We start from the raw sequence: 11860 nt of genomic DNA, 5'->3' as shown, positions 1-11860 counted from the left end.
GCCTGACGCAATCGGCGGGGTTGAACCTGATCAAGCAAAGCATCAATGTGAATGCCATCGCCCCCGGTGTGGTGGACGGTGAGCATTGGGACGGGGTGGATGCGCTGTTCGCCAGGCATGAAGGGCTGGCGCCTGGCGAGAAGAAAAAGCGCGTAGGGGATGAGGTGCCGTTTGGGCGGATGGGCACGGCGCAAGACCTGACCGGCATGGCGATCTTCCTGGCGTCGAAGGACGCCGATTATGTGGTGGCCCAGACCTATAACGTTGATGGCGGCAATTGGATGAACTAGTGTTTGACGCTGACCCAACTGTGGGAGCTGGCTTGCCTGCGATAGCGCTGGTGGATTCACTCCAATCATCGCAGGCAAGCCAGCTCCCACCTTTGAACTTCAGCGTTCTTGAGAATAGGTGAGTCAGCAAAGCATCGATCCCCGCAGTAAACTGTCCCATACTTCAAGATTTCTACGCTCGCCCTCAGGCGGTCGTACGTGCAGACCACCCGAGAACGACCATGAGCCTTTCGAAAGCTGCCATCGCTTCATTCGACGTCGACGCCCAGAAGAGCTTCACGCCTTTATGCCCCGACGAGTTGCCAGTGGCCGGTGGCGACCACATTGGTGCCGAACTCAACTACATGGCCAGCCTCGCCGGCCACCGCATCGGCAGCAAGGACGCCCACACCCCCCACGCGCCCTGGATGGTCGCGCAACACAGCGAGATGCTGCAACCCACCGGCCTGGTCCATGCCGACGTGACCTGGGTCAGCCACTGCGTGCCGGGCACCGAGGGGTTCACCTTGCTCGATGAGTTGCCCACGCCCTATGACTACGACTACTTCATCTGGAAAGGGGTCGAGCCCGACCTGCACCCCTACGGCGCCTGTTACCACGACCTGCACGACAAACTGTCCACCGGCGTCATCGAGTACCTCAAGGCCCACGGCGTGGCCCGCGTGATCGTCGGCGGCCTGGCGCTGGATTACTGCGTCAAGACCACCGCGTTGCAATTGCTCAAGGCCGGCTTGCACGTTGTTCTGCATTTGCCGGCGTGCCGAGGCATCAGCGAGGAGGGCGGTGTACAGGCTGTCGACGAATTGCTCAAGGCCGGTGCACACGTCAGTCGCACCCGCGAAGAATTGGCCCTGATTGCGCAGGGCTAAGCCTCAACGCTCAATCGACCGACTCCACCGCGCATTCCACTGCGGCCGTGCCTGGTTGACCTGGTCCCAATCAATCGAAATGGCGGTCTGCAGATAACCCTGCATGGCCTCCACCCGCGCGCGGGTTTTGTCGGTGGTGGGTGTGGTCGGGTTCGACGGGATCTGGTCACCTTCTTCCAACGCCGGCGCCTGGGCCTCGGCGGTCAGCAAAAACGCTGCGAGCTTCTGCGCCAGTTCCGGCTGGTCATTGCGCGCTATCACGCATTCGGCCACGTTGAGCACCACCGCACCTTCTTTGGGCTGCGCGTACTCCATCGGTATGCCGAGCAGCTTTTGTGTGGCGACCTGGGTCGGGGTCAGGGGGAAGATCGCGGCCTCATCGGTCTGCACCATCTCGGAGATTTTCGCGGAGCTGGCGATGTATTCCAGCACATTGGGGCCAACGGTCTTAGGCCAGGCCTTGAAGCCCGGTTCCACATTGGTTTCGTCGCCACCCTGGATGCGGTTGAACATCAGGAAGCCATGCAGGCCGAAGGTGGAGGAGGCTAGGGACTGGAACACTACTTTGTCCTTGAAGCGCGGGTCGGCCAGGTCCATCCATGAGGTGGGCGCGGCCCAGCCTTTGTCCTTGAACATCTTGGCGTTGTAGCCAAGGCCAGTGACGCCCAGGGTCACGGCCACGGCCTCGTCCTTGATTCGGGCCTTGGCCGGGATCTGTTCCAGCGGCGGGCTCGGCGCGAGCTTGTCGCACAGGCCCATGGAGATGGCGCGGTACATGATGCCGTCGTCGAGGAACATCACATGCATCTGTGGGTTGGCCTTGTTGGCCTGGACCTTGGCGAGGATGTCCGAGGAGGTGCCGGGTACGATCACGACCTTGACGTTATTGGCCTTTTCGAAGGCGGGCAGCACCTTGTCGGCGTACACCCGTTCCATGGTGCCGCCGTTCATGCCCAGGTACAGCGTGGGGGCGGCATGGGCCGTGCCGGTCAGCAAGGCGAGGGACAAGCAGGACAACGCGAGACGTGATTGCATGGAGTTTTTCCTCTCAGGCTTGGAAACGACGGATGGAAAACGCTTCGATGGGTTGGCGGCTGGTGCCGTCGCAGACGATCTCTGCCAAGGCTTCACCGACGGCGGGGCCGAGCTGGAACCCGGCGCCGGCAAAGCCGAAACCGTGGAGCAGGCCGGGTTGGGTACTACTGGGGCCGATCACCGGTTCGTGGTCGGGCAGGTAACCTTCGGTGCCACTCCAGGTGCGAATGGCCTGGGCACCCTGGAGAAACGGGTAGAGTTCGCCGGCATTACGCAGAATCTCCAGCACCGCTGCCTGGCCCGGCCTGGCCTGCTGCGGGCCCAGGGCAAAGCCGCGCCCGCCACCGAGAATGCAATTGCCGCGGGCGACTTGCCGCGCATAGATGCCGCCACCCTCGACGCCGGTGCTGACGGTCATCACCCCCGGCAGCGGCTCGGTGACCAGCATCGCCGGGTGCGCCGAGATGATCGGCACCGGCTCGCCCAATTGCGCGGCGACCTTGCCGGCCCAGGCGCCCGCGCAGTTGAGCAGCCATGGCGCTTGCAAGTGCAGCCCGTTGGCGCAGTGCACCTGGAATAGCCGGCTGTCGTGCTCGATGCGGATTACCTCGGCTTGCTCGTACACCGCAGCGCCATGGCGCTGGGCGGCACGGGCGAAGGCCGGGGCCACCAGGCGCGGGTTGGCATGCCCGTCGTCCGGGCACAACGAGGCGCCCACTGCCACGTCGCCCACCCAGGGGAAACGCCTGCGTAACTCGCTGCGGTCCAGCAGTTGCAGGCCCAGGTCGAAGCCACGGGTCTGCTCGGCGGAGGCTGGCAGTGCGGCAAAATCCCCAAGGCTGCGTGCCAGCTTCAAATGCCCGGAGCGCACGTATTCACCCTCGATACCAATCAACCCGGGCAGGTTGGCCCACAGTTGATGGGCGCGCTGCGACAGCGGCAACTGATGCAAGGGCCGCCCCTGGCGCCGCACGCCGCCGTAATTGACGCCGCTTGCATGCGAGCCACAAAAATCCCGTTCTACCAGGGCCACACGCTGGCCTTTCTGGGCGAGTATCAAGGCCGCCGAAGCGCCGACTATGCCTCCTCCCAAGACGATGACGTCGATCATGGCTGCACCTGCACGCCAAACGGCAGCGGCTTGATCGGTGCCTGGCCCCGCAAACGCCCGACCTGTGGGAGGTCGCGGCCGCTACGCTCGGCGACGATTTCCGCCGCCGCCAACCCGCACATTCGCCCCTGGCAACGGCCCATGCCGACGCGGCAATGGGCTTTGACCCGGTTGATTTCCCAGTGGCCTTCATCCACCACGGCGCGCACCTCGCCGACGCTGACCTCTTCGCAGCGGCACAGGATCAGTTCGTCTGGCGCCTGCGCGGCCCAGTGTTCGGGGAAGGGGAAGGCGGTTTCCAGGCCCTGGCGAAAGTGCTGGATACGCGCCAACTGCCGCTCCAGCGTGGCCCGGCGGTGTTGGTCGACCACGACACCGGTATCCTCCAGCAGCGCCAGCGCGGCACATTCGCCGGCCATGTGCGCGGCATCGGCGCCCATGATGCCGGCGCCGTCGCCCGCCAGGTACACCCCCTCGACACTGCTGCGCCCGGCGCTGTCACGTTGCGGCAACCAGGCGCGGTTGAGGCGGTTCCAGGCAAATTCACAGCCGAGCAGGTCGGCCAATTGCGTTTCGCTGCGCAGGGCGTGGGCAAAGGCCACCGCATCGCATGGCAGAGTTTGTTCGCCCCAGCGAATGCCACACACCCGTTGGTCGCCGTCGATCTGCTTGAGCATTGCGCCCTGATGCACGGGAACCCCGTGGGCGGTCAGCCAGGCGCGGTAATACATACCCTTGGCCAGGGTTGCCGGTTGCCTGAGCAGCGCCGGCAAGGCACGGCACTGGGCACTCAGCGGCGCACTGTCGAGTACAGCGAGCACCTTGGCGCCGGCCTTTGCGTATTGGTAAGCGACCAAATAGAGCAACGGCCCGGAACCACAAAACACCACGCGTTCGCCAATCGCGCAGCCTTGGTACTTCAAGGCAATTTGCGCCGCGCCCAGGCTGTAGACACCGGGCAATGTCCAGCCCGGCACCGGCAGGATACGGTCGGTGGCGCCGGTGGCGACTATCACCTGCGCGTATTCGAGGCTGTCGGCGCGCCCGTTATTGAGCATGTCCAGGCGACCGTCTTCGGCATTCCACACCAAGGTGTCCGGCCGGTAGTCGATCAGCGCTGCCAGTGCATCCATGGTTTGGTGCACGGCTTGGGCCTTGCGCGCTTCAAACCCGTAGATCTGCCGGGCAGAGCGTTGGAACCCTGGGGGTTGGCGCCGATAAATCTGCCCGCCACCGCGCGGGCTCTCATCCACCAGGCACGGTGTGATGCCATGGTCGAGCAAGGTGCGCGCCGCGCTGATTCCCGCCGGGCCTGCGCCCACTATCACTACCGGCTTCATGGCTGGCGCCCCGGATCACGGCTGATCGCCTGGCCTTCTTCCAGCAGGGTCGAACAGGCGCGCACCCGCCGCCCATCGGCCAGGCGCACCCAACAATCCTGGCACGCGCCCATCAGGCAAAACCCGGCGCGGCGCTCGGCACTGAAATCACTGCCGCGCAGGTGCTCGGTACATGTCAGCATGGCGGTCAGCAGGGTATCGCCGAGCAACCCCGTGGCGGGCTGGCCGTCGAGGGTGAAGGCCAGGGCAGGGCGTTGGGTTTCGCTCAGTCGCTTGAACAAGGCCATCAGTGTTTCCCCACCAGCACGCGGTCCTGCCCGTAGACCCGGTCGAGCACAATCATGGTCGCTGCCGTCAGTGCGATCACCAGCGCCGACACGGCCGCCATCATTGGGTCGATGGACTCGGTGGCGTACACGTACATGCGCACCGGCAGGGTTTGCGTGGCCGGCGAGCTGACGAAAATCGACAGGGTCACTTCATCGAAACTGTTGATGAACGCCAGCAACCACCCACCGGCCACACCGGGCAAAATCATCGGCAGGGTGATCTGCCGGAACAGCGTAAAGCGCCCGGCGCCGAGGGATTCGGCGGCCTGCTCGGCACTGCGATCAATGCCGATGGCCGCCGCCAATACCAGGCGCAACACATAGGGGGTGATGATCACCACGTGCGCGAGCATCAGCCAGGTAAAGCTGCCGTTCACGCCCATCAGCGCAAACAGGCGCAGCATCGCCACCCCCAGCACCAGGTGCGGAATGATGATGGGCGAGAGGAACAGCGCGCTGAAGAAATTGCGCCCCGGGAACGAGTAGCGACTGATCGCCAGGGCCGCCGGCACCGCGATCAGGGTCGCCAGGGTGGCGGCGGTGAAGGCCAGGATCAGGCTGTTGTAGAACGCCTGGATAAAGTCGGCGCGTTCGAACACCGCGCGAAACCAGCGCAGGGAGAAGCCCGACGTGGGCAGGCTCAAGGTGTTCTCTGGTGTGAATGCCACCAGGCACACCACCACCAGTGGCGCCATCATGAACAGCACCACCACGGCATGGAAACCGAGGGCCAAAGGACCATTTCTGGACATGCGCTTAAACTCCCAGGGACTTTTTGTAGCGGCCTTCGACCATGCGGTTCCAGCTCAGCATGATCAGCAGATTGACCAACAGCAGCGCCACCGCGAGGGTCGCGCCCATGGGCCAGTTGAGTTCCGAGAGGTATTGGTCGTACACCACGGTGGCGACCATCTTCAGGCGTCGCCCACCCAGCAGACCGGGGATCGCAAAGGAGCTGGCAGCCAAACCGAACACGATCAGGGTGCCGGACAGCACACCGGGCATCACTTGGGGCAGCACGATCTTGCGCATCACCGTGGCTTGGCTGGCGCCCAGGGACAACGCCGCCTGTTCGGCCGAGGGGTCGAGTTTTTGCAGCGAGGTCCACACCGGGATAATCATGAACGGCAGCATCACGTGCACCAACGCAATGATCACGGCGAACGGCGTATACAGCAGCTTCATCGGGCGCCCGCCGAGGGCCTGGATCATTTGGTTAATCAGTCCGTCGGCACCCAGCAGCAGGCTCCAGCCAAACGCACGCACCACCACCGAAATCAGCAGCGGCGTGAGGATCACGATCAGGAAGATCGAGCGCCACGGCGTGCCCATGCGGCTGAGAATGTAGGCCTCCGGTACGCCGATCACCACGCACAGCAGCGTTACCAGGGCGCTGATCCAGAAGGTGCGCCAGAAAATCTCGTAGAAGTAGGCATCGCTGAACAACGCCAGGTAATGGGCCAGGGTCCACTCATCGGCCTTTACACCCACCTGGTAGTCAAACACGTTGAAAGACAGCACCAACGTCAGGCCCAGTGGCAGGATCAGCAGCCCGGCAAACAGCACCAACGCCCGCAGCGAGAGCAGGTAACCGCGGCTCATGGGTGCACCTCATCCGCCGCCAGCACCCGCAGCAGATCCGCGTACCATTGCAGGCCCACCGCCATGCCAGAGCTCAGCGGTGGGCTGCCGTCATTGCCGCGCACCACGGTGATTTCGCCGAGCGAGGTGTGAATGCGGTACAGCCATTGGCTGCCGAAAAAATAGCGGTCGAGCACCTTGCCTTGCACGCGACCGGCGCCTGCATCCACCAGTTGAATCTTTTCCGGGCGCAGGCTCAGGGTCAGTTTGCCATCGCCACCCTCGTGTCGCACCTGGGGCGTGCCGAGGGCATCGTAGTCGCCGGCCAGCAGGTTGGCCTTGCCGACGAAGTCCGAAATAAAGCGCGTGCGCGGGTGTTCATAGAGCTTGTATGGCACGTCGATCTGGGTCACGCGCCCGGCCTGCATCACCACCACACGGTCACTGATGGAAAGGGCTTCGGCCTGGTCGTGGGTGACCATCAAGGTAGTGATACCGACAGCGCATTGGATGCGGCGGATTTCAAATTGCATTTCTTCACGCAGGTTGGCGTCGAGATTGGACAGCGGCTCATCCAGCAGCAGCACCGGCGGTTCGATCACCAACGCACGGGCCAGGGCCACGCGCTGGCGCTGGCCGCCGGACAACTCCCGGGGGTAGCGCTCGGCGTGAGGGGCCAGGCGTACCAGCTCCAGTACGCTGTTGACCTTGCTGGCAATTTCCACGGCCGGCACCTTACGTTATAGGGAGTTAATCGGTTTGGATTTCACTGAGCGAAATGATGGCAGCAAGGAAGTCGGCGCGGGCGGCGTGTCTCGGTTGTTCGCATTGCTGCGTACCCTGGGCGAGGTGCCCGAGGGCGGCGAGCGTGTTACCCAGCTCGCCCAACAGGTTGGCTTGTCCCGACCTACTACCCACCGCCTGCTGCGTAGCCTGGTGGAGGAGGGCATGGTCGAACAGGACGCGCGCAGCAAGCGCTATCGCCTGAGCCTGGAGTTCTTCGCCCTGGCGGCCAAGGCGGGCAAGACCGGCAACCTGCGCGACCTGGTACGGCCGAGCCTGTTGCGCCTGAGTGCGTCGTTGGGCGATTCCCTGTTTTTGCTGGCGCGCAGCGGGTTTGACGCGATCTGCCTGGATCGCAGCGAAGGCCCGTACCCCATCCGCACATTCACCGGCGATATCGGTGGGCGTGTTGCGCTGGGGGTAGGGCAGGGCAGCCTGGCGATCCTGGCATTCCCTGCCGCAAGAGGAGTGTGAAACCGTGATTCGCTACAACCTGCCTCGACTCAAGGACTTTCACCTGTACGACGAAGTGCTGTTGCGCTCGGAAGTGGAGAATGTGCAGCGCCTGGGTTATGCCGCGCGCAATACCGGCGTGCTTGAAGGCATGGCCGGTCTGGCGGTGCCCATTCTCAATCGGGACGGGCACGCGGTGGCGGCGTTGAGTGTGGCGACCATCAGCGATCGGCTGGGGCCGGGTCGGCTACCGATGGTGGTGGAGTTGCTCAAGCGTGAAGCGGCGGCGATCGGGCCACGGATCAACCCGTTTGACCCGACATTGCGCAGGCCTTCACAGGCCTTTGGCGGGTAGCTCGCGGGAGTAACCTTTGTTTTCAAGAGTCTTCCTACATCTTTCAGAGGTGAATTCATCCATCGGTCTGGTTCCTTTACACGGTACTGGACGTGGCCTTCGTACGAGCAACTGTATATTTGTCTGCTTTTTTTGGAACCATCCATAGATATGCCGCCACAGAATTAGCGTTGGCCAGGTATAGATTTTTATCCTGTGTTGGTCGCTGACTATTTATATTATCTGAGGTGATGTTATGGTCGAACAATTCATGACGCTTAATCGTTTTTCGCCAGCATTAGACATAAGATCCAATCCTCTCGAGCAAGGCCAGGGGCGTAACGCCGGCCGGGTTGGAAATAACGGTGGCGGGATTACTCCATCCCCGGTTGCAAGTACCTTCGCCTCCAGCTTCAATTACTTTCAAGAGCCTGGAACTCCTTTTGTCACGCGTGCATCGCTTGAAAATGTGGCCAATCGTGGCATGTCAGCCGATCCTTATCATAATCAAATGACAATGTTGGCTCGGGAGATACTCGCTAACCCCCAGATGTGCGGCATGCTGGATGGCATCAATCATGGCGGTCATCAAGATGGCCGTATCAGCCAAGGCGATGCAGACGCAACAGACGCATACTTCCAGGCTCAGGAGATGCCTTTCAGCGCCCCCCCTCAGAGGCAACAGTTTTCGGGTGGTTACAACAGTGGCATGCGGCATTCCTTGATGAATCCACCACCGCTTGTGCAAAACCATGATCAGTCATCACCGTATAACGGAGGAGCAGCCTTCCAGACCCCCTCGGCTGGTTATTCCCAGTATGGCCAGGGATCGATGTCTGCGCCTCGGCCATATGCCAATGACAGCAATGAGGATTTTGCCAATAAAGTGTTGGCTCGTTTTGGCGCCCTGGAAGACCCCAATACGCCGGGCTTCATCACTGACAAATCGCTCCGTTCCATCGCGAGCGGCTACCATTTGGACGGCCGACGGGCCACGCAAGACGAAATGGACCTCGTCCGAGAGATGCAGAGCCGTGGCGGGCTATTCAAACAGCTCGACCAAGGTAAAACAGGCACCCTGGATGGACGCTTCTCCCGGGAAGATCTGGGTGAAGTGTCGAACGAGTTCCGGACCATGAGTGATCACGATCTTCTGCAAAATCTCAAGGAGAGCTTCGGTGAAATAAGCCAGGGTACTTACAACGGCTACGTCAACTTTGATGAAGTGAGAAAGGCTGCAGGAGTGATGCCGAGTGATGCCACTTATAGTCCGCGGGTGCGTGCACTTGCCCAGGAGTTGCTCAAGCGCCAGCCGCTGCTGAATGAGTTGGACATCGGTACTAACGGCAACGGCGGTAAAGGTTATAAAGATGAGCGGTTCGATATCGCCAATATCGATTACCTGATGGAAAAGAGGCGATAACCAAGCGTTTATTTTCTCGACTTGTCTGCGACGGGGACAACTTGAACCCCCTGTTGAATTGAGTCGTCGCCGTCTCAGGCAAGCGCGCCTTTATGAAAAGCGAGTTGACCCACGGGTCGCTCGCGCCGTTAACCTGTTCGCGCGCCCCCTCGCAGCCTCCGCTGCTGGATAAAGCGCAGCTGAATCGGATCCAATTACGGTATAACCCTCGGACGCTTTTGTCTTCCGAGGCCCCGTACTTCATGCAAAGTCCTTTGCAACGCCCGCTGTGGCAGGTCTACCTGATCTTTCTCGCACCGATGGTGCTGTCCAATTTCCTCCAGAGCTTTTCCGGCACCCTCAATGGCATCTATGTCGGGCAGATGCTCGGCACCCAGGCGCTGGCGGCGGTGTCGGGTATGTTTCCCATTGTGTTTTTCTTCATCGCGCTGGTGATCGGCCTGGGGGCGGGCGCCTCGGTGCTGATCGGCCAGGCGTGGGGAGCCCAGGAAACAGCAATGGTCAAGAAGATCACCGGTGCCACCTTGACCCTCGGCGCACTGGTGGGTTTGCTGGCGGCAGTGCTGGGCAGCGTGTTCGCGCGCCCGGCGTTGCAGGCCTTGGGTACGCCGATCGATGTGCTCGACGATGCGGTGGGCTATGCCCAGATGATGATGTTGATCATGCCGTTGTTGCTGGTGTTCATCCTCTATACCCAACTGCTGCGTGGGGTCAGCGACACGATTTCGCCGTTGCTGGCATTGATGGTCTCCACCCTGGTGGGCTTGCTGCTCACGCCTGCGCTGATTCGCGGCTGGATCGGCCTGCCACCCATGGGCATCCAGAGTGCGGTGTATGCCGGGCTGGTGGGTAACGCCTTGGCGATGCTGTTTCTGATCCTGCGCCTGCGCCACAAAAACCACGTGATGGCGCCAGACCGCGAGCTGCTTGCCGCCTTGCGCCTGGACCGCGTTATCCTCGGCAAAGTCCTGCGCATCGGCCTGCCGACGGGCTTGCAGATGGTGGTGCTATCGCTGTCGGAGTTGGTCATCCTGGCTTTGGTCAACGGCCACGGTTCCCAGGCCACGGCGGCCTATGGCGCGGTGACGCAGATCGTCAACTATGTGCAGTTCCCGGCGCTGTCGATCGCCATTACCGCCTCGATCCTCGGCGCCCAGGCGATTGGCGCTGGGCGCCTGGAGCGCATCGGGCCGATCCTGCGCACGGGGCTTGTAATCAACCTGTGCCTCACCGGTGGCTTGATCGTGCTCGGCTATGGGCTATCCCACTGGTTGCTGGGCCTGTTCATCACCGACGGCAGCGCACGGGTACGGGCCGAACACCTGCTGCACATCATGCTCTGGAGCATTCTGGTATTTGGCTTCCAGGCGGTGATTGGCGGCATCATGCGCGCCAGCGGGGTGGTGCTGATGCCGGTGGCGATCTCGATCTTCTGCGTGCTTGGCGTGGAACTGCCGATGGCCTATCTGTTCAACGCCCACTTCGGATTGGAAGGGGTGTGGATGGCATTTCCGGTGACCTACCTGGCGATGCTGGTATTGCAGATCGCCTATTACCGCTTTGTGTGGCGGCATAAGCAGATCAAGCGGTTGGTGTGAGGCTCAACCCCTGCAAGAGCAGCTCCAGGCCTTGCAAGCCTTCTTCCAGCCGTGTGCTCGGGTGTTCATCCCGGGCAATCCACAACGCGGTATTGACCAGGCTGCCGTTGATTAACTGCGCCAGTGCGTGGCTGGGTGCCGCGGGTATCAGTCCTGCTTGCATCAGGGCCTCCAGCAATTGGCGCAAGGACTCGACGCAGTGTTGTTGGGAGCCGGTGTCGCCGAGTACCGCCGGTGCATCCTGCAATACAATGCGCTGGATTTCCGGGTCCTGGGCCATGCGCAGATAGGCGCGGCAGCGCTCGCAAAAACCGCTCCAAGGCTCTACGGCCTGCTCCGAGATGCGTTGCAAGCGCACGTCCATCTCGCTGTCCAGTTGAGCGACCACCGCTGCCAGCAGCCCTTTTTTGTCACCAAAGTGATGATACAGCGCCCCGCGCGTCAGCCCGGCGCGGGCAGTGAAGTCATCCATCGAGGTATTGGCATAGCCTTGGGTGGCGAAGGCCCGGCGCGCGCTCGCTATCAGGCGGGCGCGGGTGTCTTCGATCATTTCAGCTCGGGCTCGGCTCATGGACGTCTCTTGGCTAAGTGATTGACATACGCTGCGTATGCGAAGCATGATCTGCCACATACGCACCGTATGTATTCTGCCCTGATGGCTTCAGATAGCAAGCCCAGGGCGTCGAGCAAGAGGTCAAGCAGGATGGCAAACCC

The 11860-nt window shown here is 62.0% G+C and carries 11 protein-coding genes and 2 pseudogenes; 5 read left to right on the top strand and 8 right to left on the bottom strand.

Annotation, left to right across the window (positions count from 1 at the left end):
* Together GIW04_RS20870 and GIW04_RS20865 are read left to right on the top strand one after the other, a co-directional pair.
* A partial coding sequence (locus tag GIW04_RS20870; RefSeq protein WP_236479169.1) for an SDR family oxidoreductase occupies positions 1-290 on the top strand: 290 nt, incomplete at its 5' end.
* Between the two features lie 221 nt (positions 291-511).
* Positions 512-1159: an isochorismatase family protein gene (locus GIW04_RS20865; protein ID WP_120249079.1), complete on the top strand. Its 648-nt coding sequence runs from the start codon at positions 512-514 to the stop codon at positions 1157-1159.
* 3 nt (positions 1160-1162) lie between these two features.
* Here GIW04_RS20865 and GIW04_RS20860 read toward each other — a convergent pair whose 3' ends face one another.
* The 7 genes and pseudogenes from GIW04_RS20860 to GIW04_RS20830 all read right to left on the bottom strand — a co-directional run.
* Entirely contained in the window at positions 1163-2194 is a 1032-nt protein-coding gene (locus GIW04_RS20860; protein WP_057710385.1) for an ABC transporter substrate-binding protein, read from the bottom strand.
* A 13-nt stretch (positions 2195-2207) separates the two neighbouring features.
* A complete protein-coding gene (locus GIW04_RS20855; RefSeq protein ID WP_236479168.1) occupies positions 2208-3305 on the bottom strand; it encodes an NAD(P)/FAD-dependent oxidoreductase in 1098 nt (365 codons plus the stop codon).
* Positions 3302-4645 carry an FAD-dependent oxidoreductase gene (locus GIW04_RS20850; protein ID WP_120249081.1) on the bottom strand — a complete coding sequence of 448 codons (1344 nt, stop codon included), beginning with the start codon at positions 4643-4645 and terminating at the stop codon, positions 3302-3304. The genes GIW04_RS20855 and GIW04_RS20850 overlap by 4 nt, the downstream gene beginning before the upstream one ends.
* Positions 4642-4932 carry a (2Fe-2S)-binding protein gene (locus tag GIW04_RS20845; RefSeq protein WP_120249082.1) on the bottom strand — a complete coding sequence of 97 codons (291 nt, stop codon included), beginning with the start codon at positions 4930-4932 and terminating at the stop codon, positions 4642-4644. Before GIW04_RS20845 ends, GIW04_RS20850 begins: the two co-directional genes overlap by 4 nt.
* Positions 4932-5726 (bottom strand): ABC transporter permease, encoded by a 795-nt coding sequence (locus tag GIW04_RS20840; protein ID WP_120249083.1) that lies wholly within the window; start codon positions 5724-5726, stop codon positions 4932-4934. The genes GIW04_RS20845 and GIW04_RS20840 overlap by 1 nt, the downstream gene beginning before the upstream one ends.
* 4 nt (positions 5727-5730) lie before the next feature.
* Positions 5731-6576, bottom strand: coding sequence for an ABC transporter permease (locus GIW04_RS20835; protein ID WP_094774098.1), 846 nt, complete (start codon positions 6574-6576; stop codon positions 5731-5733).
* Positions 6573-7295: pseudogene (locus tag GIW04_RS20830) on the bottom strand (ABC transporter ATP-binding protein); the annotation flags it as partial. The pseudogene GIW04_RS20830 and the gene GIW04_RS20835, both read right to left, overlap by 4 nt.
* 19 nt (positions 7296-7314) lie before the next feature.
* Here GIW04_RS20830 and GIW04_RS20825 point away from each other — a divergent pair.
* The 3 genes and pseudogenes from GIW04_RS20825 (at position 7315) to GIW04_RS20815 (ending at position 11146) form a co-directional block, all read left to right on the top strand.
* A pseudogene (locus tag GIW04_RS20825) lies at positions 7315-8146 on the top strand (IclR family transcriptional regulator).
* 235 nt (positions 8147-8381) lie between these two features.
* The gene (locus GIW04_RS20820) at positions 8382-9548 is read left to right on the top strand and encodes a hypothetical protein (protein WP_236479166.1); all 1167 of its coding nucleotides are present in this window, start codon (positions 8382-8384) and stop codon (positions 9546-9548) included.
* A 242-nt stretch (positions 9549-9790) separates the two neighbouring features.
* Complete coding sequence (locus GIW04_RS20815) at positions 9791-11146, top strand: MATE family efflux transporter (protein WP_120249085.1); 1356 nt, start codon at positions 9791-9793, stop codon at positions 11144-11146.
* On the opposite strand, the gene GIW04_RS20810 is transcribed toward GIW04_RS20815, so the two are convergent.
* Entirely contained in the window at positions 11130-11717 is a 588-nt protein-coding gene (locus GIW04_RS20810; RefSeq protein WP_120249086.1) for a TetR/AcrR family transcriptional regulator, read from the bottom strand. The two genes, GIW04_RS20815 and GIW04_RS20810, sit on opposite strands and share 17 nt — an antisense overlap.
* Positions 11718-11860 lie beyond the last annotated feature (143 nt).

Origin of the sequence: Pseudomonas sp. PA-4-8C (assembly GCF_021606625.1) — a bacterium.
GTDB lineage: Bacteria > Pseudomonadota > Gammaproteobacteria > Pseudomonadales > Pseudomonadaceae > Aquipseudomonas > Aquipseudomonas lactis.
This window is presented reverse-complemented; position numbering and strand designations above follow the sequence as displayed.